This is a genomic window from Streptomyces sp. NBC_00083, from assembly GCF_026343295.1.
Classification (GTDB): Bacteria; Actinomycetota; Actinomycetes; order Streptomycetales; family Streptomycetaceae; genus Streptomyces.
In genome coordinates, this window is record NZ_JAPELY010000001.1 from 3,035,517 (window position 1) to 3,057,216 (window position 21,700).

Annotated in this window: 21 protein-coding genes; 8 read left to right on the forward strand and 13 right to left on the reverse strand. The window is 72.0% G+C overall.

Going from position 1 to position 21,700, the window contains the following annotated elements; genetic code table 11:
- Window positions 1-8: 8 nt before the first annotated feature.
- Window positions 9-932, reverse strand: a complete 924-nt coding sequence (locus tag OOJ98_RS13485; RefSeq protein WP_267054896.1) for a glutaminase — start codon at window positions 930-932, stop codon at window positions 9-11.
- Between the two features lie 713 nt (window positions 933-1,645).
- On the opposite strand from OOJ98_RS13485, the gene OOJ98_RS13490 reads away from it, so the two are divergent.
- Window positions 1,646-2,479 (forward strand): RNA polymerase sigma factor SigF, encoded by an 834-nt coding sequence (locus tag OOJ98_RS13490; protein ID WP_267055632.1) that lies wholly within the window; start codon window positions 1,646-1,648, stop codon window positions 2,477-2,479.
- A 129-nt stretch (window positions 2,480-2,608) separates the two neighbouring features.
- On the opposite strand, the gene OOJ98_RS13495 is transcribed toward OOJ98_RS13490, so the two are convergent.
- Both OOJ98_RS13495 and OOJ98_RS13500 read right to left on the reverse strand, forming a co-directional pair.
- The gene (locus OOJ98_RS13495; protein WP_267054897.1) at window positions 2,609-4,066 is read right to left on the reverse strand and encodes an MFS transporter; all 1,458 of its coding nucleotides are present in this window, start codon (window positions 4,064-4,066) and stop codon (window positions 2,609-2,611) included.
- Window positions 4,067-4,351: 285 nt separating this feature from the next.
- On the reverse strand, window positions 4,352-4,525 hold the full coding sequence (locus tag OOJ98_RS13500; RefSeq protein ID WP_267054898.1) for a CsbD family protein: 174 nt from the start codon (window positions 4,523-4,525) through the stop codon (window positions 4,352-4,354).
- A 168-nt stretch (window positions 4,526-4,693) separates the two neighbouring features.
- Here OOJ98_RS13500 and OOJ98_RS13505 point away from each other — a divergent pair, with 168 nt between their 5' ends.
- Window positions 4,694-5,593, forward strand: coding sequence for an aminoglycoside phosphotransferase family protein (locus OOJ98_RS13505; RefSeq protein WP_267054899.1), 900 nt, complete (start codon window positions 4,694-4,696; stop codon window positions 5,591-5,593).
- Window positions 5,594-5,719: 126 nt separating this feature from the next.
- Here the strand turns inward: OOJ98_RS13505 and OOJ98_RS13510 are convergent, their stop codons facing one another.
- Window positions 5,720-7,042, reverse strand: a complete 1,323-nt coding sequence (locus tag OOJ98_RS13510) for an aldehyde dehydrogenase family protein (protein ID WP_267054900.1) — start codon at window positions 7,040-7,042, stop codon at window positions 5,720-5,722.
- A gap of 296 nt (window positions 7,043-7,338) precedes the next feature.
- Here OOJ98_RS13510 and OOJ98_RS13515 point away from each other — a divergent pair, with 296 nt between their 5' ends.
- Window positions 7,339-7,602, forward strand: a complete 264-nt coding sequence (locus OOJ98_RS13515; RefSeq protein ID WP_267054901.1) for a DUF5133 domain-containing protein — start codon at window positions 7,339-7,341, stop codon at window positions 7,600-7,602.
- A gap of 24 nt (window positions 7,603-7,626) precedes the next feature.
- On the opposite strand, the gene OOJ98_RS13520 is transcribed toward OOJ98_RS13515, so the two are convergent.
- A complete protein-coding gene (locus OOJ98_RS13520; protein ID WP_267054902.1) occupies window positions 7,627-8,646 on the reverse strand; it encodes an Lrp/AsnC family transcriptional regulator in 1,020 nt (339 codons plus the stop codon).
- Between the two features lie 150 nt (window positions 8,647-8,796).
- On the opposite strand from OOJ98_RS13520, the gene OOJ98_RS13525 reads away from it, so the two are divergent.
- Entirely contained in the window at window positions 8,797-10,368 is a 1,572-nt protein-coding gene (locus tag OOJ98_RS13525; protein ID WP_267054903.1) for an MFS transporter, read from the forward strand.
- Window positions 10,369-10,437: 69 nt separating this feature from the next.
- Here the strand turns inward: OOJ98_RS13525 and OOJ98_RS13530 are convergent, their stop codons facing one another.
- On the reverse strand, window positions 10,438-10,752 hold the full coding sequence (locus OOJ98_RS13530) for a hypothetical protein (protein WP_267054904.1): 315 nt from the start codon (window positions 10,750-10,752) through the stop codon (window positions 10,438-10,440).
- 151 nt (window positions 10,753-10,903) lie between these two features.
- Here OOJ98_RS13530 and OOJ98_RS13535 point away from each other — a divergent pair, with 151 nt between their 5' ends.
- Window positions 10,904-11,095 (forward strand): CsbD family protein, encoded by a 192-nt coding sequence (locus tag OOJ98_RS13535; protein WP_267054905.1) that lies wholly within the window; start codon window positions 10,904-10,906, stop codon window positions 11,093-11,095.
- Between the two features lie 323 nt (window positions 11,096-11,418).
- Here OOJ98_RS13535 and OOJ98_RS13540 read toward each other — a convergent pair whose 3' ends face one another.
- Entirely contained in the window at window positions 11,419-11,565 is a 147-nt protein-coding gene (locus OOJ98_RS13540; RefSeq protein ID WP_267054906.1) for a hypothetical protein, read from the reverse strand.
- Window positions 11,566-11,839: 274 nt separating this feature from the next.
- Between OOJ98_RS13540 and OOJ98_RS13545 the strand changes: the two genes are divergently transcribed.
- Together OOJ98_RS13545 and OOJ98_RS13550 are read left to right on the forward strand one after the other, a co-directional pair.
- Window positions 11,840-12,193 (forward strand): VOC family protein, encoded by a 354-nt coding sequence (locus OOJ98_RS13545; RefSeq protein ID WP_267055633.1) that lies wholly within the window; start codon window positions 11,840-11,842, stop codon window positions 12,191-12,193.
- Window positions 12,194-12,395: 202 nt separating this feature from the next.
- Window positions 12,396-14,780: an excinuclease ABC subunit UvrA gene (locus OOJ98_RS13550; protein WP_267054907.1), complete on the forward strand. Its 2,385-nt coding sequence runs from the start codon at window positions 12,396-12,398 to the stop codon at window positions 14,778-14,780.
- 314 nt (window positions 14,781-15,094) lie between these two features.
- On the opposite strand, the gene OOJ98_RS13555 is transcribed toward OOJ98_RS13550, so the two are convergent.
- From OOJ98_RS13555 to OOJ98_RS13565, 3 genes are all read right to left on the reverse strand, one after another.
- Window positions 15,095-16,102, reverse strand: a complete 1,008-nt coding sequence (locus tag OOJ98_RS13555) for an SMP-30/gluconolactonase/LRE family protein (RefSeq protein WP_267054908.1) — start codon at window positions 16,100-16,102, stop codon at window positions 15,095-15,097.
- A 213-nt stretch (window positions 16,103-16,315) separates the two neighbouring features.
- Window positions 16,316-16,585 carry a GlsB/YeaQ/YmgE family stress response membrane protein gene (locus OOJ98_RS13560; protein ID WP_267054909.1) on the reverse strand — a complete coding sequence of 90 codons (270 nt, stop codon included), beginning with the start codon at window positions 16,583-16,585 and terminating at the stop codon, window positions 16,316-16,318.
- A gap of 144 nt (window positions 16,586-16,729) precedes the next feature.
- Window positions 16,730-17,554, reverse strand: a complete 825-nt coding sequence (locus OOJ98_RS13565; protein ID WP_267054910.1) for a polysaccharide lyase family 7 protein — start codon at window positions 17,552-17,554, stop codon at window positions 16,730-16,732.
- 339 nt (window positions 17,555-17,893) lie between these two features.
- On the opposite strand from OOJ98_RS13565, the gene OOJ98_RS13570 reads away from it, so the two are divergent.
- Window positions 17,894-18,523 (forward strand): VanZ family protein, encoded by a 630-nt coding sequence (locus OOJ98_RS13570; protein WP_267054911.1) that lies wholly within the window; start codon window positions 17,894-17,896, stop codon window positions 18,521-18,523.
- Window positions 18,524-18,623: 100 nt separating this feature from the next.
- Here the strand turns inward: OOJ98_RS13570 and OOJ98_RS13575 are convergent, their stop codons facing one another.
- From OOJ98_RS13575 to OOJ98_RS13585, 3 genes are all read right to left on the reverse strand, one after another.
- On the reverse strand, window positions 18,624-18,941 hold the full coding sequence (locus OOJ98_RS13575; RefSeq protein WP_267054912.1) for a hypothetical protein: 318 nt from the start codon (window positions 18,939-18,941) through the stop codon (window positions 18,624-18,626).
- A gap of 64 nt (window positions 18,942-19,005) precedes the next feature.
- Window positions 19,006-21,093, reverse strand: a complete 2,088-nt coding sequence (locus OOJ98_RS13580) for a SpoIIE family protein phosphatase (RefSeq protein ID WP_267054913.1) — start codon at window positions 21,091-21,093, stop codon at window positions 19,006-19,008.
- 178 nt (window positions 21,094-21,271) lie between these two features.
- Window positions 21,272-21,649, reverse strand: a complete 378-nt coding sequence (locus OOJ98_RS13585) for a helix-turn-helix domain-containing protein (protein WP_267054914.1) — start codon at window positions 21,647-21,649, stop codon at window positions 21,272-21,274.
- Window positions 21,650-21,700 lie beyond the last annotated feature (51 nt).

The window sequence follows — 21,700 nt, forward strand, 5'->3', positions numbered from 1 at the left end:
ACGTGGCGTCAGAAGACGGAGAGGCCCGTGAGGGTCGTGAAGCGGTCGAGGGCCGCGACGCCCGCCACCGAGTTGCCGCGTTCGTCGAGACCCGGGCTCCAGACGCACACGGTGCAGCGGCCCGGGACCACGGCGATGATGCCGCCGCCCACGCCGCTCTTGCCGGGCAGGCCCACGCGGTGCGCGAAGTCGCCCGCCGCGTCGTAGGTGCCGCACGTGAGCATGACCGCGTTGACCTGCTTGGCCCGGCTGCGGGTGAGCAGCGCGGAACCGTCGGCCCTTATCCCGTGCCGGGCCAGGAACCCGGCGGCCCGCGCCAGGTCGGCGCAGGACGCCTCCAGCGCGCACTGGCGGATGTACTGGTCGAGGAGGAGGGGCACCGGGGTGGTGACGTTGCCGTACGACGCCATGAAGTGGGCGAGGGCCGCGTTGCGGTCGCTGTGCGCGGCCTCGGACGACGCGACCTCCTCGTCGAAGCCGAGCGCGGCGTTGCCGGACTCGGCCCGCAGGAAGGTGCGCAGGGTGTCGGCCGCGTCGCCGGTCCGGCGCTGGAGGCGGTCGGTGACGACGAGGGCGCCCGCGTTGATGAAGGGGTTGCGGGGGATGCCCGCCTCGTACTCCAGCTGCACCAGGGAGTTGAACGGGTTGCCCGAGGGCTCGCGGCCGACGTGCTCCCACAGCTCGTCGCCCTCGAGGGAGAGGCACAGGGCGAGCGTGAACACCTTGGTGATGGACTGCGTGGAGAAGGGGTGCTGCCAGTCGCCCACCCCGTACACCGTGCCGTCGAGCTCGGCGACGGCCATCCCGAAGCGCCGAGGATCGGCCGAGGCGAGGACGGGGATGTAGTCGGCCGGCCGGCCCCGGCCCGGCGTCGCGGCGATCTCGGCGGCGATGCGGTCCAGGACCGACTGGAAGGACGAGGACACGCTCAACTTGCTCTGCTCCGGATTCCCGCGCTGCTGCGACGTCCACACCCTACGGCAGCGGCCCGCGCCCGGCTGTCGCACGCGGCGCGGGCGTCCACGGCGGGCCACGCGGCCCCGCCCGGCCCTGCCGTACGCGGCACCGGGGGATCGCGCGCGGTCCGCCCCCGCGGATGAACGCGACGCCCTGGCCGCCCGGCATCGACGGCTGTGAGCGCCGCACCCGGACCCGCCCATCGTGAAGGGGGCCGTGCGCCGCCACCCCCCCCGTGTGGCTCATTCCCGCCGCCGCACGGGAGGGCGCGGCGCTGGGCGGCACCCGCGCCCCCGTGGGCAGGCACGACCGTCCGGTGCCGCACACGGACCGCCCGCCGTGGACCCGAGCCGCAGGGCGGTCTGAACTACCGCCGGAGAACACCCCCGTTGCCGGACCGCTTGGACACCCACGCCCCCGACTGCGGTATCGCGCAGCCCTGACCGCGAGTTCGGGCCATCTGGGCGCCCAAACCTATGCTTTCCAGCCAAGTTCGGTCCCGCTGCGGGGGTCGGAACGGATGGCCCCACCATGTGGGCGCATGAACCCGACCCGTTGGGGCAGACGCCTGCTCCGACAGTTCGATGATGGTGACAAGGGAGGAACCCCCATGGCGGCGGCGCAGGTGACGAGACCGGAGCGGACGGACCGGACGGACCGTACGGCGGTCTCAACCACGCAACGCGAGATGGAGGAGCTGCCGTACATCGACGATGCGGCGAAGGTGGCCCCCCAGGACGCGCGCAAGTTGTCGAAGCTGTTCTTCGACCGGCTCCAGGTGCTGGAAGAAGGCACCCGGGAGTACCAGTACGCGCGCAACACGCTGATCGAGATGAACCTGTCCCTGGTCCGCTTCGCGGCCGGCCGGTTCCGCAACCGCGGCACCGGTGACATGGAGGACGTCATCCAGGTCGGCACGATCGGTCTGATCAAGGCCATCGACCGGTTCGAGCTGTCGCGCGAGGTCGAGTTCTCCTCCTTCGCGGTGCCGTACATCGTCGGCGAGATCAAGCGGTTCTTCCGGGACACCACCTGGGCGGTCCACGTGCCGCGCCGGCTGCAGGAGCTGCGGGTCGAGATCGCCAAGGGCAAGGAGCACCTGGCGCTCCAGCTCGACCGCGACCCGACGGTCAAGGAACTCGCCGCGCATCTGAAGCTGAGCGAGGACGAGGTCATAGAGGGGCTCGTGGCCGCCAACGGCTACACCGCCGGCTCCCTCGACATGTCGCCCGACGGGGACGAGGGCGGCGGCCAGGCCCCCACCGTCAAGGGCCGCACCCTCGCCGACTGCATCGGTGCCGACGACCCCGGCATGGAGAAGGTCGAGGACCTTCACTCGCTGGCGCCCCTGATGCGTGAACTGAGCGAGCGGGAGCGGCGGATCGTGGACATGCGCTTCGGTCAGGAGCTGACCCAGGCGGAGATCGGCCAGGAACTCGGCGTCTCCCAGATGCAGGTCTCACGTCTGCTGTCGCGCATCCTGGCCAAGCTGCGCACGGGCATGGTCGACACGACCGTGTGAGCGCGCCGACCGCCGCGACCGTGCCATGAGTGAGCATGCGGTGTCATGAGTGATGTGAGTGAGGGGGCCACCCGGATCCGGGTGGCCCCCTCACTCACATCACTCATCGTCCGTCCCGCGTACCTCTCGTCACGCCCGCTGCGCGGCGACGAGTTCGGCGGCCTCCTCGTCGGTGGCGACCGAGGGCGGCGAGCCGTCGAGGGGCTTGCGCGCCGTCTCCTTCATGGCGAACGCGGCCACCAGGCCGATCGCGGCGGCGAGCATCGTGTAGAACGCGGGCATCAGGTCGTTGCCGGTGGCGCCGATCAGACCCTGGACCACCAGCGGCGTCGTACCGCCGAACAGCGACACCGAGATGTTGAACCCGATGGAGAGCGAGCCGTAGCGGGCCTCGGTCGGGAAGAGGGCGGGCAGCGCCGAGGACATGGTGCCCATGTAGCAGACCAGGGCGAGGCCGAGGGCGAGGAGTCCGGTGAAGACCGCGACCGTGCTGCCCTGCTTGATCAGCAGGAAGCTGGGCACGGCGAGCACGATGAAGGCGAGCGAGCCGCCGATGAGGACGGGACGCCGGCCGACCCGGTCGGAGAGGCGTCCCACCGAGTTGATGAGCGCCATCAGGACGATCATCACGGCCACGATGGACATGAGCCCGCCGGTCTCGTCGAAGCCGAGCGTCGAGAGGTACGTCGGCATGTACGAGAGCAGCATGTAGTCGGTGATGTTGAACGCGGCGACCAGCGCGAGGCACAGCAGCATCGCCCGTCCGTTGCCGAAGAGGATCTGCTTGAGCGGCATCTTCTCGCGCTCGGCGCCGGGACCGCCCGCCTCCTCCAGCTTCTTGAACGCGGGCGACTCGTCCAGCTTCAGCCGCAGGTAGAGGCCCACGAGGCCGAGCGGCCCGGCCACCAGGAACGGGACGCGCCAGCCCCACTGCTGCATCGCGTCGTCGCTGAGCACCACGGTCAGCACGGTCACCAGGGACGCGGCGACGGTGTAGCCGATCAGCGTGCCGAACTCCAGGAACGATCCCCAGAACCCGCGGCGCTTGTCGGGCGCGTACTCCGCGATGAAGGTGGCGGCGCCGCCGTACTCGCCGCCCGTCGAGAAGCCCTGGACCATGCGGCACAGGATGAGCAGCGCGGGCGCCCACAGGCCGATCGTCCCGTAGCTGGGGATCAGGCCTATCGAGAGCGTCGCCGCGGCCATCATGATCATGGTGAGGGCGAGGATCTTTTTGCGGCCGACCCGGTCGCCGAGCGGCCCGAAGAACATGCCGCCGAGCGGCCTGACGAGGAACGCGGCGGCGAACGTCGCCAGCGACGCGATGACCTGCATGGTGTCACCGGCGCCGGAGAAGAAGACCTTGCCGATGACCACGGCGAGGTAGGAGTAGACGCCGAAGTCGAACCACTCCATGGCGTTGCCGAGCGCCGTGGCCTTGACCGCGCGCTTGACGGCGGCCTCGTCGGTGACCGTGATGTCGGAACGGCGCAGGGCGGGGTTGCGCCTGCGGTGGATCGCCCTGAACAGCGGACGGTGCCGGGCCACTGCTTCCGGCTCTGGTTGGTGATCCTCGGTGCTCAGCACGACGTCTCTCTCGTTCGACAATAGGAGGGTGCGCCCTACATGGAACTCCCTGGGAGCGGCGCGCATGCATGGCAAAGGTCCCCCGCCGGGGGACCAACGGCCCGTGCCGGCTCAGGACTCAAGTCCTTGCGCGCGGCACCGGCGGGAACCGCCGAAGGGGCCGCTGACGACGGAGAGCGCGGCGCGAATGTTCCCGCGCCACGCTGCTCCCGCGTCCCGGCGCCCGCCCCGCCCGTCCACGCGCTCGGCCTGCGGCCGGGGGACGGGCCGGGGGGCCGGCCGGGGTCAGTCCTTGAGGGTGTCCTTGGCCTTCTCCTTGGCCTGCCGGGCATCGCCCTTCACCTGCTCGGCGCGGCCCTCCGCGGTGCGGCTCTCATTGCCCACCATGCGGCCCATCGCCTCCTTGGCCTTGCCCTTGGCCTGCTCGGTCTTCGCCTTGGCCTTCTCGTCGCTCGACATGGAATGACCTCCACATACGGTCGATAGCGTTGTCCGACACCGTTACGCCTGGCCGTTTCGGCGGATCTCAAACAAGGAAGATCACGCGGCGGCGACGGCCCGCGGTGTCTCGGCGTCCGCCGGGGCGGCGGTTGACGTGCGGCGGCGCTCGGCGTGGGATGACGTGTCATGAGCGCCGCACCGATGCACCCGGACCAGCACCCCCTCGACGACGACCTCGTACGGCGGTTGGTGGCCGGGCAGTTCCCGGGGTGGGCCGGGCTGGGGGTGCGGCGCGTGGCGTTCGGCGGCACGGTCAACGCGATGTACCGGCTCGGTGAGGACATGGTGGTGCGGCTGCCGCTCGTGGCGGGCGGCGCCGGCGATGTGCTCCTCGAACAGAGGTGGCTGCCGCTGCTGGCTCCGCTGCTGCCCACCCCCGTACCCGAGGTGCTCGGACACGGGAAGCCCGCAGAGGGCTACCCGTGGCCGTGGTCGGTGTACCGCTGGCTGGGCGGCGAGCAACCCCGGGCGGGCGCCTGCGACCATCCTGTCGGGCTCGCCGAGGACCTGGCGGCGTTCGTGTCGGCCATGCGGAGCATCACCCTGCGGGGGGCGGGGACGGCCCATCGCGGCGGGCCGCTCGTCTCGCAGCACGACGAAACCCTGAAGGCCATCGGGCAGTTGCGCCGCCTGCCGGCAGAAGGCGTCGACTGCGACGCCGTGGAGGCCCTCTGGCGCGAGGCGGTTCGCGCGCCCGCGTGGGACGGCCCGCCGGTGTGGCTGCACGCCGACCTGATGCCGGGCAACCTGCTGGTCGCGGGAGGCCGGCTCACCGCGGTGATCGACTTCGGGTGTGCGGGCACGGGCGACCCCGCCTGCGATCTGTTCCCCGCGTGGAACCTGCTCCCGGCCGAGGGGCGCAAGGCGTTCAGGGACGCGCTCGCGGTCGACGACGACCAGTGGATCCGCGGCCGGGCGCGCACGCTCTCGCAGGCCGTGATCGCCCTGCCCTACTACCGCACGACGAACCCGGCGATGGCGGAGAACGCCCGGCATGTGATCCGTGAGGTGCTCGGGGACCGGTGACCGAGGCCGGTCCAACGAGCGCTGCGTGTACGGGAGTTGGGGTGGACCGGTGACGCCCCGGACAGGGTGTCCACCTGTCCGGGGCGTCATCGGTGCCGGGCCCGTCGGCGCCCGTGAGGTGTCTGCTCAGCCGAGCGGCTTCTCCAGTACGGCCTTGCGGTGGCTGAACGTCTCGATGGAGTAGCGCCCGTGGTAGCTGCCCGTGCCGCTCTCGCCGACTCCGCCGAACGGCAGGTCGGACACGGTCAGATGGGCGAGCGGGAGCCCGAAGCCGAGCCCTCCGGACGACGTCTCGGCGGCCAGCCGCTCGCGCGTGGTGCCGGACTCGGTGAAGGCGTACAGCGCGAGCGGCTTGTCGCGGTCGTTGATGAAGCCGATGGCCTCGTCCAGGCCCGCCACGGTGACGATCGGCAGCACCGGCCCGAAGATCTCCTCGCGCATGACCGGCGCCGCGGGGTCGACGTCGGCCAGAACGGTCGGTGCGATGTACTTGGCGGCCCGGTCGGTGGCGCCGCCCGTCACGGTGCGGCCCGAGTCGAGCAGCGCGCTCAGCCGGTCGAAGTGGCGCTCGTTGACGATCCGTCCGAAGTCGGCCGACTGCCGCGGTTCGGCGCCGAAGAGCGCCTCGACGGCGCGGACGAACTCGGGCTCCAGGGCGCGGGCGGTCTCCGGGTCGGTGAGTACGTAGTCGGGTGCGACACAGGTCTGGCCGGCGTTGAGGAACTTGCCGCGGGCCAGCCGGTCGGCGACGACGGAGAGGTCGGCGCCGCGGTCGACGAACGCCGGGGACTTTCCGCCCAGTTCGAGGGTGACCGGGGTGAGGTGCTCGGCGGCGGCCCGCATCACGATGCGGCCCACCGTGCCGTTGCCGGTGTAGAAGATGTGGTCGAAGCGCTCCGCGAGGAGGGCCGTGGTCTCGGGCACGGCGCCCTCCACGACGGCGACGGCAGAGGTGTCGAGGTAGCGCGGCAGCAGGCGGGCGATCGCCTCGGAGGTGGCGGGCGCCAGCTCGCTGGGCTTGACGACGACCGCGTTGCCGGACGCCAGCGCGCCGAGCATCGGCGTCAGCAGGAGCTGGAGGGGGTAGTTCCAGGGCGCGATGACGAGGACCACGCCCAGCGGGTCGTACTGCGTCCAGGCCGTCGCGTCCCCGCCGAGGTGCGCCGGGACCGGCGCGGACTCGGGGCGCAGCCACTCGTCGAGGTGGTCCAGGGTGTGGTCGATCTCGCGCACGGTGAAGTCGATCTCCGTGCGGAAGGCCTCGGTGGCGCTCTTGCCCAGGTCGGCGTGGAGGGCCTCGGCGAGTTCGCTGCCGTGCTCGGTGAGCATCTCGCGCAGCCGGCGCAGCTGGGTGACGCGCCACTCGACGGGCTTGGTGCGGCCGGAGCGGAAGGTGGCGCGCAGCCGGGCCACTATCTCGGCGGGCTGCTCGGGGGTGCGGTCGTTCACGGTGCCTCGCTGAATCAGTGCCGACCTGGGCCGGCGGTGTACCGGGTGGTCGAGCCGTAGGGGTCGATGCATATACCAACCATTGGAGGCGGTCATTCATTCCACCCCGGAGAAGAGTGCGGTACGCGCCCGCTGCGTAACGCACCGTAATGCTCCGGGGTGCGGATGTGCGGGGCGCGGCGCACGATGAGGGATGTTCCGGGGGCGGCCCCACCCGCCGTCCCCTGGCGACTCGATGCTCGCTCGCATGGCCCGCAGCGGCTTTCCACGGCTGCGTACCTCACGCCCTTCGTCCGATGCCGGAGCCGATGATGCTGTCGCCCCACTGGTACGTCGTCCATGAACTCCTGTCGCTGCTGCGCAGCCGCGAGCGCCGGGCCGCCCGCGCGCCGCTGGATTCCGGCGCACGCCAGGCGCGGGACGACGCCGCCTACACCCTGTGCGTCCTGATGGGGGAGCGGACGATCGCCGCGGCAGTGAAGGCCGCCGAGCACTATCTCGCGCGCAGCCGCCAGGCGGTGCTGCCCGCCGTCGCGGCGGCGCCGGAGCCGGCTCCCTGACCGACGCCCGCTCCGTCCCGCCCGCTACGCCCGGACCGGGAGGTAGGGGCCGGGGCCCTTGATGGTGCGGTGGATCGGGACCGTCGCGGTGTGGCGCAGGCCGGGCAGCGCGGCCACCGACTCGGTCAGATAGCGGTAGAAGAGCTGGGCGTTGGCCACGTCGATGCTGGCGTACAGGTTGAACGTGCCGGTCACCGCGGCGGCGAACGACACCTCCGGATGCGCGGCGATGGCCGCACCCGCCTCGGCGAGCCGGGACGGGTCGATCTCCAGCCACAGCGTGGCCCTGAAGTTCCACTGCAGGACGTCCGGGTGGTACTCGACGTCGAAGTAGAGCACCCCGGCCGTGCGCAGCTCGCTGATCCGGCGGCGCACCGTCGACGGGGACAGCCCCGTCGCCGCGGCCAGCTCCGCGGGCGCCGCCCGGCCGTCGCGGGCCAGCAGATCGAGCAGATGACGGTCGCCGTCGTCGAGCCGCACCGCGGCGGCGGGCGACATGTCGCCGTCCGGGGCGGACGGGGGAGTGAGGGCGGCGACCTGGGCGGCGGTCAGCGGGCCGCGCTTGTTGATGGTGCTGAGGTCCTGCCCGAAGAAGATGTGCAGCAGACAGTGGGCCGAGACGTCCAGCACCTGCGGGGTGCGCGGCAGTTTCTGCAGGAGCAGGGACTCCTCGATGCCCGAGCCGCGGGTCCGTACCGAACAGGAGAGTTCGGTGCCGCCCGAGCTGACGTTGACCCAGCTGGTGTCGGTGCGCCGGGCCATCGCCTTGCCGATCGAGGCCGCCGCGTCGGGCGTGCACCGGACGCGCACCACCCACGGCGAGTCGCCGAGCCGCTGCGGATCGGTCAGGCCGAGGACCCGGAGCTTTCCCGCGGACCGCAGCCGTGACCACCTGCGTGCGGCGGTCTGGTCGGAGACCCCGAGCGCGTCGGCGATCTCCTTGAACGACGCCCTCCCATTGATCTGCAGGGCATGGGCGAGCGCCATGTCCTCCTCCGACAACCCGCGGTCCATGCGGTCATGTGTGTCGAGATACGTCTGCATGGGCTCCAGGATGTCGGATCCGCGCACCTCGTGCGAACTGGCTTATGAAATCGCCCGTCGCCCTCGCACACTCCCTCACAGGGACCACACCGCGGCCATGACCGCCCCTCCGGTCCCACCCACACGCTCGACCCGATCGGAGAACCTGACATGCGCAAGTGGTGGCCCCTTACGGCGGTCTGCCTTGGCGCCTTCATCCTGCTGGTGGACGTGACCATCGTGAACGTGGCACTGCCCAGCATGGCTGACGACCTCGACGCCTCCTTCACCTCACTGCAGTGGGTGATCGACGGATACGCCCTGGCCCTCGCCGCCCTGCTGCTGGCCTCCGGTTCCCTCGCGGACCGCTTCGGCCACCGCCGCTTCTACGTCTACGGCCTGGCCCTGTTCGCCGTCGCGTCCCTCCTGTGCGGACTCGCCCCCAACGCCGGCGTGCTCATCGCCGCCCGCGTGGTGCAGGGCGTCGGAGGCGCCGCGATGTTCGCCACCGCGCCCGCCCTCCTCCTCAGCTCGTACCAGGGCAGGGACCGGGGCACCGCGTTCGGCGTGTGGGGCGCGGCCAACGGAGCCGCCGCGGCCGCAGGGCCACTGCTCGGCGGGCTGCTCACCGAGCACCTCAGCTGGCCGACGATCTTCTGGGTCAACCTCCCCATCGCCGCCGTCGCCATCGTGATGACGCTCCGCGTGGTGCGGCCCGACCGGCTCCGGGCGCCATCGGGCGGGCCGGCCCGTATCGACCTGCCCGGCGCGATCGCGTTCACCGTCGCCGCGGGCTCGCTCACCTACGGCCTGATACGTGGCGGGGAGGCCGGCTGGACCGGGGGCGTGACCCTGACCGCCTTCGCCGTCACCGTCCTCGCTCTGGTGGCGTTCGTGGTGATCGAGCACCGTACCGCCCGCCGCGGCGGTTCCCCGATGCTGGACCTGGCGCTGCTGCGCCGTCCGTCGTTCGCCGGCCTGATGAGCGGGGCGCTGCTGTTGCAGGGCGGCGCCTTCGGATGCCTGGTGCTGCTCTCGCTGTGGCTCCAGTCCGTGGTGGGGCTCAGCCCCGTCGCGGCCGGCATGGCCCTGACGCCGCTCGCGGCCGCGTCCTTCGTCGTCGCCGTCTTCGCCGGCCGTCACATGCAGCGGCTGGCGCCGCGCTTCCCGATCGGCGGGGGTCTCCTGCTGGTCGCGGCCGGCATGCTGCTGCTGCGCGCCGGCATGACCCCGGAGGCCGGGCGGTCCTCCCTCGTATGGGGGCTCGTGGTCGCGGGCATCGGCGTCGGTCTCGCCACGCCCGTGCTGGTCTCGGCCGCCGCCTCCACCGTGCCGCCGCAGCGTGCGGGCATGGCGGGCGGCGCGGTCAACACGTTCCGCCAACTGGGCATGACCCTGGCCATCGCCGTCCTCGGCGCGTTCTTCACCAGCAGCGCGGCCCACACCCTGGCCGCGTCCGGCACCGTGCCCGACGCCGACCGGGGCGCGGCGGCCCTCGCGGGCGGGCAGGCGCAGCGTCTCGTCGAAGCGGCGCCGGCCGGGCACCGTGACGCCGCCCAGCATCTGGTGCACCAGGCCTTCGCGGCCGGCCTCGACCGGGTCTTCCTGCTGTCGGCCCTCGCGGCGGGGCTCGGCGGCCTCGTCGTGCTCGCGCTGGTGCGGCCGGCGGCCCCCGGAGCGGGCGGAGGCGGCCACGCGGCGCCGGCGCCGGTTCGCCGGGACTCGGTGTCGTCCGGCGTGTGAGTGGCCCCGGTGACCCCGCGCGGCCGGTCGGCGGTGCGGGGTCACCGGCATGTCAACTGCCCATGTGCGTCAGCCCGTTCGGGGCGTCACGAACACGATGACGGAGGCGACCTGCTCCCGCCCGGGGTGAGTGTCCGCGCCGCCGAGCCCGTAGTGCGTCTCGACGCGCTGGACGACGAGCGGGTGGCCCGTGACCCACAGCGTGACGCTCTGGCCGACCGTCGGAATGGGCAACGGCCCCTCGAACATGCCCAGTTCGACCGCCTCGGAGTCGTCCGTCGCATGGACGAACGTCATGATCTGGCGGGTACGGGTGAAGTCCTGCTCGGAGTCGACCTTGTCGCGGGCGGCGAGGGTGGAGGTGATGGCGTCGGGGAGGCTCATGGAGCCATCCTGCCCCGTCGCCGCGCCGAGGCACGTCGCCGGGCAGCGGCGTCGACCACCAACGGCCCCTCGATGCGCCTCCCGTCGAGCGGTTTGTCGGCATGTGTCCTAGTTTTATGTCGTCAGTGATCCCGATCAACAGGAGTTCGCCGTGGGCGAGAGTGGCATGGACAAGGTCAAGGGCAAGGCGAAGGAAATGGCCGGCAAGGCGACCGGCAACGACCGGATGAAGTCCGAGGGCAAGACCGACCAGGCCAAGGGCAAGGCCAAGGACGCGATGGACGGAGCCAAGGAGCGCGCCAAGGGCGTCGGCGACTCCCTGGGCGACCGCGACCGCTCCTGACCCACGGTCGTCAAGCCCCCGGCCGTGCACGGCCGGGGGCTTCGCCATGCCCACGGGACGCCCGCGGCGCCACGCCGCACGGATGGACGCGGGCGCGCGGAGTCGCCCCGCGTGGTTGCGCCCGGACCAGTCCGGTGCCCCTGTGCGGATGGGCGGGACCCTGCGGAGTCGCCCTGTGCGGGCGGGCGAGGACGGTCACCCTGCGCGGACGGATGTGGACCACCAGCCACCCGTGCGGACGGCTCTACCCGCGCAGCCTCCTCACGGACGGTGTGGACCACTACAGCCCCCCGTGCGGATGTGCGCATCCGCGCAGCTGCTCCTCACGGACGGACGCGGACCTGGACGGTGCCCGTGTGCGGACGGGCGGGACCCTGCGGAGTCGCGCTGTCCGGGCGGGCGAGGACCAGCACGGTCGCCGTGTGCCGACGGATGTGGACCACCACAGCCACCCGTGCGGATGTGCGCACCCGCGCAGCTTCCCCTCACGGACGGGCGCGGACCTGCGGTGTCGCCCCGTGCGGACGGGGCGCGGATCCGCCGTGCCACGCCGCAGGGGCGGACGCGGATCCGCCGTGGCACGCCGCGCGGACGGGCGCGGGCCCGCACGGCCACCCCTCGCGACCCCCTCGGCGTCCTCTCCGGAACCGATCAGGAATCGAGAAGCGGGGGCCTCGGGCCGTGGCTAACGTGGCGGGCATGACCCACCCCGTCCCGACGGGGACCACGACATCAGGAGTGATCATGACCGGCTCGGCCACGCAGGGAATCAAGACCGTGCTGCACCCCGTCACCGACCTCGCCGCGGCCAAGGCGGTGTACACCGCTCTGCTCGGCACGGGGCCGACGAGCGACGAACCGTACTACGTCGGCTTCGAGGCCGAGGGCCAGCAGATCGGCCTGGTGCCGGGCGGCGCCGGCCAGGGCATGACCTCACCGGTGGCGTACTGGCACGTGCCGGACATCGAGGCGAAGCTCGCCGAGGTGACCGCCGCGGGCGCCAAGGTCAAGGACGCCCCGCACGACGTCGGCGGTGGCCGCCTGGTGGCGACCTTCACCGACCCCGACGGCAACGTGCTCGGCCTCATCCAGGGCTGAGCACCGGCCGGGTCCGCGCCGGGGCAGGGAGGGCGGACCCGCCCGTGGCCCGCCGGATCACGGGGCGGAGGCCCGTCGCCCGGCCCGCGCCCACGAAGTGCAACCGTACGTACCGCTCGCGGCCGCGCCGCTCGCGCCGGGCGGGACACCCGACGGGGACCGCGCACGCGGCGCCGCCGAACAGATGGAGAACACGACCAGCATGGCCACCAGGACGAAGCAGCAGTCGCCGGCGCCGCACGCCGCCGACAGCCACGATCTGATCCGTGTGCACGGAGCGCGCGTCAACAACCTCAAGGACATCAGCGTCGAGATCCCCAAGCGCCGCCTCACGGTCTTCACCGGCGTCTCGGGATCGGGCAAGAGCTCCCTGGTGTTCAACACGATCGCCGCGGAGTCGCAGCGGCTGATCAACGAGACGTACAGCGCCTTCCTCCAGGGCTTCATGCCGACCCTCGCCCGCCCCGAGGTCGATGTCCTCGACGGACTGACCACCGTGATCACCGTGGACCAGCAGCGCATGGGCGGCGATCCGCGTTCCACCGTCGGCACCGCCACCGACGTCAACGCCATGCTGCGCATCCTCTTCAGCAGGCTGGGCAAGCCCCACATCGGCTCGCCCAAGGCGTTCTCCTTCAACGTCGCCTCGATCAGCGGGGCCGGCGCGGTCACGGTGCGCCGCGGCGGCCAGGAGGTGAAGGAGAAGCGCACCTTCAGCATCACCGGCGGCATGTGTCCGCGGTGCGAGGGCCGGGGCGCGGTCACCGACATCGACCTGGCGCAGCTCTACGACGACACCAAGTCGCTCAACGAGGGCGCGTTCACCATCCCCGGCTACACCGGCGGCGGCTGGAACTCGCGCCTCTACTGCGAGTCCGGCTTCTTCGACCCGGACAAGCCGATCCGCGAGTTCACCAAGCGCGAGCTCAAGGACCTGCTGTACCGCGAGCCGACCCGGATGAAGATCGCCGGGATCAACATGACGTACGAGGGCCTGGTCCCGCGCGTGCAGAAGTCGATGCTGTCCAAGGACACGGACTCGATGCAGCCCCACATCCGGGCGTTTGTGGAGCGCGCGGTCACCTTCACCGTCTGCCCCGAGTGCGACGGCACCCGGCTCAGCGAGGGCGCGCGCTCCTCGAAGATCAAGCGGAAGAACATCGCCGACCTGTGCGCCATGGAGATCAGGGACCTGGCCGAGTGGGTCCGGGGCCTCAAGGAACCCTCGGTGGCGCCGCTGATCACCTCGCTCCTGGAGACCCTCGACTCCTTCGTCGAGATCGGCCTCGGCTACCTCTCGCTCGACCGGCCCTCGGGCACCCTGTCCGGCGGTGAGGCACAGCGCGTCAAGATGATCCGCCACCTCGGATCCTCCCTGACCGATGTCACCTACGTCTTCGACGAGCCCACCATCGGGCTCCACCCGCACGACATCCAGCGGATGAACGAACTGCTGCTGCGGCTGCGCGACAAGGGCAACACCGTGCTCGTCGTCGAGCACAAGCCGGAGACGATCGCGATCGCCGACCACATCGTCGACCTCGGCCCCGGCGCAGGGACCGGCGGCGGCACGGTCTGCTTCGAGGGCACCGTCGAGGGACTGCGCACCGGCGGCACCATCACCGGCCGCCACTTCGACGACCGGGCCGCACTGAAGGAGACGGTCCGCGAGCCCACCGGCGCCCTGGAGATCCGCGGTGCCACGGCACACAATCTGCGGGACGTCGACGTGGACGTCCCGCTCGGGGTCCTCACCGTCGTGACCGGCGTCGCCGGATCCGGCAAGAGTTCGCTCGTGCACGGGTCGGTGCCGGCGGGCAAGGACGTGGTGTCGGTCGACCAGAGCCCGATCCGCGGTTCACGCCGCAGCAACCCGGCCACGTACACCGGTCTGCTCGACCCGATCCGCAAGGCCTTCGCCAAGGCGAACGACGTGAAACCGGCCCTGTTCAGCGCCAACTCCGAGGGTGCCTGCCCCACCTGCAACGGCGCGGGCGTCATCTACACCGACCTGGCGATGATGGCGGGCGTCGCCACCACCTGCGAGGAGTGCGACGGGAAGCGGTTCCAGGCGGCGGTCCTCGACTACCACCTCGGCGGGCGCGACATCAGCGAGGTGCTCGCCATGTCGGTGACCGACGCGGAGCGGTTCTTCGCCACGGGGGAAGCCGCGACACCCGCCGCGCACCGCGTGCTCACCCGCCTCGTCGACGTGGGCCTCGGCTACCTCAGCCTCGGCCAGCCGCTCACCACCCTGTCCGGCGGCGAGCGCCAGCGGCTGAAGCTCGCCACCCACATGGCCGACAAGGGCGGTGTGTACGTACTCGACGAGCCGACGGCGGGGCTCCACCTCGCCGATGTCCAGCAACTGCTGGGCCTGCTCGACCGGCTCGTGGACTCCGGCAAGTCGGTCATCGTCGTCGAGCACCATCAGGCGGTGATGGCCCACGCCGACTGGATCATCGACCTCGGTCCTGGCGCCGGTCACGACGGAGGCACGATCGTGTTCGAAGGCACGCCGCGCGACCTGGTCGCCGCCCGCACCACCCTCACGGCCGAACACCTGGCGGCGTACGTGGGCCACTGAGCGGATCCGCTTCCCGGTGAACTCCCTTGCGGGAAGCGGGAGTTACGCCGACTCTTCGCTGCGCCGCTCCACCACGAGGAAGGCGTCGCTCTCCAGATCCATCACGACCGTGGCGGCTCGGCCACGCCTCCTGAGCTGAGCCGCCAGCTCCTCGGCCGGCCATGACCCGCGCGGTCCACCAGCGGGAAAACGCCCAAGTACCGACATCGAAGCAGCCTCCCTCGACCCTCATGCACGCTGTGTGCCGTCACTCCAGCGGTATCGGTCCGTCTGCCCGCGAACGGTGGCCGCATGCGCCGCCCCTGGGCGCGGCTCTACTGCCCCGACGGATCGGCGCCCGAAGGGAGTTCGTAGATGGCTCCGTCCGCGCCGGAGCGGAAGAGCCTGCCGGCGCTGAAGCCGTGGCCGCCGTGTCCGTAGGTGATCTGCGTGGACAGGTAGAGGCCCGACTGCACGGCGCAGAGCGCACCGTGTTCGGCCCGCCAGATCTGGCCGGCGGCGTGGGTGGCGATCAGGGGGCGCCCCTGGCTGTCGAGGGTGAGGCCGTCGGGGAGGGCGAGGGTGTCGGGCAGGCCGGCGGGGATCCAGCGGCTGGGGTGGGCGGGGTCGTCGGCGGGGATGCGGTACAGGGCGGGCGCCACGGTGGTCTGGACGACGTAGACCTGACCGCCGTCGGGGGAGACGGCGATGCCGTTCGGCTGCGGTATCCGGGCCCAGGCGGGGTCGACCCGGCCGTCGGGTGTGACGCGGCCGATGTTCCGCCCGCCCACGGTGGTGGTGTACACGGTCCCGTCGGGAGCGAGGGCCACGCCGTCGATGCCGCCGAGGCCCGAGGCGTACGTGCTGATCCGGCCGGAGTCGGGGTCCACTTCCAGGAGCCGGGAGACCGGCAGGAGGTCGCCGGTGAGCGAGTGCCCGATGTCGTTGCCGGTCCCGACGAGGAGCCGGCCGTCGGGACGGACGACGATGCCGCCATTGGCCCCGACGGGTCCCGTGAGGGCGACGGGCGCGCTGCCCGGCGCGTCGATGCGGTAGACGCGGCCGGAGAAGTAGGCGGTGACGAACATCCGCCCCCGCGCGTCGACGGCGATCGACTCGGCCCAGTCGGGGAGTTGGGCGATCCGCACCGGGGCGGCCGCCGTGACGGTTTCGCACGCGGGGGCCGCGTGGGCGGTGGTCGGCGCCGACAGCGCGGTGGCGGCGGCCAGCGCGAGTGCGAGCAGCGCGCCGCGGCGCGGCCCTCGTATCGCGGTGCGGAGCCCAGTGGTACGGACCCCAGTGGTACGGACCCCAGTGGTGCGGAGCTTGGTGGTCGGCCTCATCAATTCCCTTCCTCACGCGGCCTGTTCGGCTGCACTTCGAGTCCGGATCTTCCGGCATCGTCGAGTGTGCGTGAGGCGCGGGGCGTGGCGCAGGGAGTTGTGCCGACTGGCCGAAGGGCCACGGAAGGGGCCGGCCGCAGGGGCCGTGCGGGGGAGGGGCCGGGACGGCCGGGAAGGGTGCGGGCCCCCGGCGCGTCCCGGGCTCGAAGCCCCTCAGTGACGGCTGCGGCTGCCGACGAAGAGGCGGTACAGGGCGAGGACGATGACCGAGCCGATGATCGCGGCGATCCAGGTCGAGAGGTGGAAGAAGCCCTTGATGGAGTGGACGTGGAAGATGACCTTGCCGAGCCACCCGCCGAGGAGCCCGCCGACGATGCCGATCACCATGGTGACGAGGCAGCCGCCCGGGTCCCTGCCCGGCATGAGGGCTTTCGCGATGGCGCCGGCGAGAAGGCCGATCAGGATCCAGGCAATGATGCTCATGGCGAGTTCCATCCCAACGTCGTGGGCCCGCACCGCCGCGTGCGGCGGTGCGGGCGATGAAGTGTTCCGGGTGGCCGGGGGCCCTGTCGGGAAGAGTGCCCGCGCCGGGAACCCTTATGCCACTCGGGTCGTCCATTGGGGGGCTCAGCTGTGGGAGACGGCCAGCTGGTAGAAGGCCACGCGGGCGCCCTTGGTGGTGCTGCTCGACGACGACTGGTTGTACGAGCCCGCCTTGAAGTACTGGCGGTAGCTGTCGAACGAGGACGGGATCGCGTAATGGGTGGTGCTCCCGTTGACCGTCAGGTCGATGGTGTGGCCGCCGGAGGCGCCGATCGTGTAGCTCCACGTCTTGCCCACCGCCACCTTGCCCACCGTGTGCAGCGTCTGGCCGCCCGACGGTGAGTTCTCCGTGCCGAGGACGATGTCCCCGTTGGAGCGGTAGTACAGCTCGAGCAGCGGCTTGGTGGACGAGCCGCCCGTGCCGAGGTGGATCTGTCCGACACACACGTTGGACGTCACCGACACCACGCGCAGCGTCGCGTCGAGCCGGTGCGTCCCGCCCAGCGACCAGTTCGCGGCGCTGCCGTCGCGGTTCATCTCGCGCAGCTCGGAGCGGGCGTAGTTCGAGTTCGGGGTGGTGACGCCCTTCTCCGGCGCCCAGAACGTCATCGCGCCGTCCCGGGAGTCGCTGTAGAAGTACGTGTCCTGGTACCCGCTCGCGCCCTGGAGCCGGGACGAGGGGATGGTGGTCGGCGACCCGGGGGAGCCCACCGGCTCCTGCAGCTCCCACACGGAGAGGTCGAATCTGCCGCCGGGCGCCGAGACGTCCGCGGCACCGGCCGTGGCGACATGGGACTCGGCAACTGCCCTGATGGGGACGGGAGTTGACGGCGCGGCGCCGGTGAAGGCGAGGCTGCCGACGGCGGCCGCGGTCGTGACGAGGGGGAGGAGCAGCGGGCGTATGCGCATGGGAGGAGCCTTCCCGTGGGCGGGGAGTGGGGGGTGAAGGCGGAGCGGTGGGCGCCGGGGCGTGCCCCGGTGTCGAGGCGCGCCCCGGCATGGAGGAGTGGGGGGCATCCCTGTCCGTGCGTTCATCATGGTGAACAGAATGCCTGGATGTGAACGAGGAAACCGTAGGGGCCTCGGCGTGGACGCGTCAATAGGTCTGTACTTGGTCGTTCTCCGCGCTCCGTCACCGGCACGCACGCGCCACCGCCCGGCGAACTCCCCGGGACCCGGATCGTGTTGATGTACGGCGGCACCGTCGTCGGGAGCGTGTGCGCGGGAGCCGGGGGTACCCGGCCGGGCATGGGATCAGATGCTCGGCCTCAACCGGAACCACGGCTCCAACGGCACACCTGGCGCGCGACGGCCGCGCGCGCCGCCGTCATCGTCGTGGGCTTCATCTGCATGGTGGGCTTCGCGGTGCTGCTGGCCCGAGCCACCCTCGTCCCGTCGCCCGGGTCGGTCCGCTTCACGCACACCAACCTGCGTCCGGGCGACTCGATCCGCGCCTACTTCTCCCAGCCCGACTGGCGGGACACGGTGAAGCAGGTCGGCGGCAACGTGGTGCTCGGCATGCCGTTCGGCGTCCTCCTGCCGGTGCTGTTCCCCAGGACCCGGGGGGTGCTGCGGGTGGTCGCGATGACCGCGTTCGTGATGCTCACCGTCGAGGTCGCCCAAGGGCTCCTGGTCACCGGCCGGGCCTTCGACATCGACGACGTCATCCTCAACTCGCTCGGCGCCTTCGCCGGCTATCTGCTCCTGGGCCGTCGCCTGGGCCGCGCGCTGCACCCCCGGCGCCGGCACTGGTGGCAGCGGCGGCGTGGCCAGGAGATCCCGGCGAAGGAGGCCGACGAAGCGCCGGTCCCGGCCGGGGAGGGATGGCGGCCCCGGCTGCCCGCGATCCTGCGCGGGGTGCGCAAGCCGGCCCCGTGAAGCAGGTGGCGCGCGCCCGGTCGCGTGAAGCGACCCGGCGCACGCCGCGCCACGGACTCGGCGCCCGGCGGTCATCGACCCCCGGGCGCCGAGCGCGTCCTCACTCCGTGGTGATGCCGGTGATGACCGCGTCGCCGAGCGGCGCCTCGTCCTCTGCGTAGCCCGCCGTGCGCAGCGCGTCCGTGACCGTGCGGCGGGCGTCCCGCTCGGCGGTCCCGGTGTCGTCGGCCTCCACCTCCAGGCGCACGCTGAAGGCCGACGACCCGCTGTAGAACGTGAGCATCTCCAGGTGCTCGGCCTCTCCGAGCCGGGTGCCCCGCGGGTCGGCGGGGCGCAGCGCCTGCTTGAGGGTCTGGGTCCGCTCCTCGCTGCGCTCGCCGAGGAGGGTTCCGGGGATCGTTACGACGTAGGTGGTCATAACCGTAGGAGGTGCCCCGCGGGCCCCCTCCGTACACCCGTTGCGCGACGCGAACAACGGAGCGTCAGTTCGCGCGGCGAGACGGCGTGACCTGGGCGATCAACAGGGCGATGTCGTCGTGGCGCTGGGGCGGCGGCAGCGCTGCGAGGAGCCGGTCGCAGGTCGCTTCGAGCGGCAGGCGGTGATGGGTCAGCGCGTCGAGCAGGGCGCGCAGCCGGTCGTCGATGGGCTGGTCGCGGGTCTCTACCAGACCGTCGGTGTACAGGACGAGCCGGTCACCGGGCGCGCAGTCGACGGTGGTGGCCCGGAAGGGGACGCCGCCGACGCCGAGCGGAGCGCCCGTGGGCAGTTGCAGGAAGCGCGGGGCGCGGCCCGGCCGGTCCCAGATGGGCGGCAGATGGCCCGCGAGGGCGATGCGGCACTCGGTGCGGTGCGGGTCGTAGACGGCGTACACACAGGTCGCGGTGGTCTCGTCGAGCTCGGCGGTGATCCGGTCGAGGTGGCGCAGGACGTCGGCGGGGTCGAGGTCGAGGCCGGCCAGGGTGCGCGTCGCGGTGCGCAACTGCCCCATGGTGGCGGCGGCGTTGATGCCGTGACCCATCACGTCGCCGACGACCAGGGCGGTCTTGTCGCCGGCCACCGGGATGGCGTCGAACCAGTCGCCGCCGGCCTCGCCGATCGCGGCCGCGGGCTGGTAGCGGTAGGCGACGTCGAGCCCGGTGGGCTGGGGCGGCTGGCGGGGCAGGAGGTGGCGCTGGAGGGAGAGGGCGGCGTGGCGCTGCTGCTGGAACCAGCGCGCGTTGTCGATGCAGACGGCCGCCCGAGTGGCGAGTTCGAGCGCCAGGACCGCGTCGTCGTGCGTGAAGGGCTGCGGGTTGCGGGCCCGTTTCAGGTCGAGGGCGCCCAGGACCTCGCCCCGCGCGATGAGCGGGACCGCGAGGTAGGAGTGGAGGCCGGCGCCGGCCAGCAGCCGGGCGGCTTCCTCGTCGCGGGCGATGTTCTTCAGGTCGCCCGCGCCGACATGGCTGATCAGCACCGGCCGCGCGGTGGTGACACACCGTGTGACCAGGCGTTCCGCGTTGTACTTCGCGATGTTGCCCGGGGTGTCGGCGGCCTGGAGCGCGTCGGTGGGGTAGGCAGCGGCGACCGCGAGGGCCCGGATCGCCACGGGCCCGGACTCGGGGTCCTCGCCCGCGCCGCGGCCGTCCAGGACCGAGTCGAGGAGGTCGACCGCGGCGATGTCGGCGAAGTCCGTCACCACGAGGTCCGCGAGCTCGTGGGCGGTCCGGCTGAGGTCCAGGGTGGTGCCGATGCGGACCGAGGCGCGGGCGATCAGGTCGAGGCGCCTGCGGGCCTCGGCGGCCTCGTTCGCGGCGTGGTACTGCTCGCTGACGTCCACGATCGAGATGGCGATGCCGAGAACGCGCCCCGCGGAGTCGTCGAGCCGGTAGTACGACACGTTCCAGGCGTGCTCGGTCACGTCGTCCGGGGTGCGGCCGATCGCGGTCTGGTCGAGCAGCGGCACGCCGGTCTCCAGGACCCGGCGCATCGCCGCTTCGATGGAGGGGGTGTCGAGGAACGGCAGGGCGTCATGGACCGTCCGGCCCATGTGTTCGTCGGCGGGGACGCCGTTGATGCGGGCCAGCGTCGGGTTGACCAGGACATAGCGCAGATCGGTGTCGAGCACCGCGAGACCGATCGGGGACTGCGAGACCAGGCGCACCGAGAGGGCGAGGTCCCGCTCCACGGCACGCACCGTGGGCTCGTCGGTGGCGATGCCCAGCGCGTACAGGCTGCCGTGCTCGTCCTGGAGCCGCATGTTGCGGAATTCCACCATCCGCGTACGGCCGTCCTTGTGACGGATGGGGAAGACACCCGCCCAGGTGCCGCCGCCGCTCATCACCCGGGCGAACAGGTCCAGCACGAGAGGTCGGTGTTCCTCGGAGACCAGGAGCTTGGCGGCGGAGTGGCCGAGGGCGTCCTGCGCGTCCCAGCCGAACAGTTCCTGGGCCTGGGGGCTCCACAGGGCGATCCGTCCGGCCTCGTCCAGCACTATGGCGGCCACGCCCAGCACGTCGAGGAGGCCGCCGGGTTCGGACGCGGCGACGCGCAGGGGTCCGAGCCGCTCCCCGAATACCTCGGATGCGTTCATCGTCGGCCCTTCGTCAGCCTGCCTGCCGGTGCCTCACTCCTGTCCCAGCGCCTTCACCATCTTCTCCCCGTCCGGTCCGATCGGCAGACCATGAGCGGCAGAAGAATCGTGAGGAACACGGTGAGTGACCGCGCGATGCCGCCCTGCGGGAGGGGTGGGTCCGGTGGGACGCCGGCGGTCAGCGGGGCCGGCCCGATTGCGGCTCACGGTCACGGCACGGGGCCGGGTGCCAGGAGTGGGGCTGCTGGTCGCGCTGTTCGTCGTGGCGGGCCAGGACCGCGAGGAGGGTGGCCACGGAGAGCCCGGCCTCGGCGGGATGCCGCAGGGGGGCGCCCGGCTCGATGCGGTACGTGTTGGAGCGGCCCTGCCGGGTGTGCGAGAGGTACCCCGCCTCTTCCAGGTCCACGATGATCCGCTGCACGGCGCGTTCGGTGAGCCGGCAGTGCGCGGCGATGTCGCGTATGCGGGTCGACGGGTCGTCGGCGATCGCGGCCAGGACGCGGGCGTGATTGGTCAGAAACGTCCAGCCCGCGTGCGGCTCAGGTACGGCACCCATCCCCCGAGGGTATGACGCGGCATTCACGCAAACAAATGGGGGAATCGCATG

Coding starts and splice junctions, on each gene's coding strand:
- OOJ98_RS13530 (WP_267054904.1), bottom strand. CDS start 10,752: ATGAGCCTCCCCGACGCCATCACCTCCACCCTCGCCGCCCGCGACAAG.
- OOJ98_RS13575 (WP_267054912.1), bottom strand. CDS start 18,941: ATGACCACCTACGTCGTAACGATCCCCGGAACCCTCCTCGGCGAGCGC.
- OOJ98_RS13545 (WP_267055633.1), top strand. CDS start 11,840: ATGACCGGCTCGGCCACGCAGGGAATCAAGACCGTGCTGCACCCCGTC.
- OOJ98_RS13550 (WP_267054907.1), top strand. CDS start 12,396: ATGGCCACCAGGACGAAGCAGCAGTCGCCGGCGCCGCACGCCGCCGAC.
- OOJ98_RS13580 (WP_267054913.1), bottom strand. CDS start 21,093: ATGAACGCATCCGAGGTATTCGGGGAGCGGCTCGGACCCCTGCGCGTC.
- OOJ98_RS13520 (WP_267054902.1), bottom strand. CDS start 8,646: ATGCAGACGTATCTCGACACACATGACCGCATGGACCGCGGGTTGTCG.
- OOJ98_RS13570 (WP_267054911.1), top strand. CDS start 17,894: ATGGGATCAGATGCTCGGCCTCAACCGGAACCACGGCTCCAACGGCAC.
- OOJ98_RS13500 (WP_267054898.1), bottom strand. CDS start 4,525: ATGTCGAGCGACGAGAAGGCCAAGGCGAAGACCGAGCAGGCCAAGGGC.
- OOJ98_RS13560 (WP_267054909.1), bottom strand. CDS start 16,585: ATGAGCATCATTGCCTGGATCCTGATCGGCCTTCTCGCCGGCGCCATC.
- OOJ98_RS13525 (WP_267054903.1), top strand. CDS start 8,797: ATGCGCAAGTGGTGGCCCCTTACGGCGGTCTGCCTTGGCGCCTTCATC.
- OOJ98_RS13585 (WP_267054914.1), bottom strand. CDS start 21,649: ATGGGTGCCGTACCTGAGCCGCACGCGGGCTGGACGTTTCTGACCAAT.
- OOJ98_RS13565 (WP_267054910.1), bottom strand. CDS start 17,554: ATGCGCATACGCCCGCTGCTCCTCCCCCTCGTCACGACCGCGGCCGCC.
- OOJ98_RS13490 (WP_267055632.1), top strand. CDS start 1,646: ATGGAGGAGCTGCCGTACATCGACGATGCGGCGAAGGTGGCCCCCCAG.
- OOJ98_RS13515 (WP_267054901.1), top strand. CDS start 7,339: ATGCCGGAGCCGATGATGCTGTCGCCCCACTGGTACGTCGTCCATGAA.
- OOJ98_RS13555 (WP_267054908.1), bottom strand. CDS start 16,102: ATGAGGCCGACCACCAAGCTCCGCACCACTGGGGTCCGTACCACTGGG.
- OOJ98_RS13505 (WP_267054899.1), top strand. CDS start 4,694: ATGAGCGCCGCACCGATGCACCCGGACCAGCACCCCCTCGACGACGAC.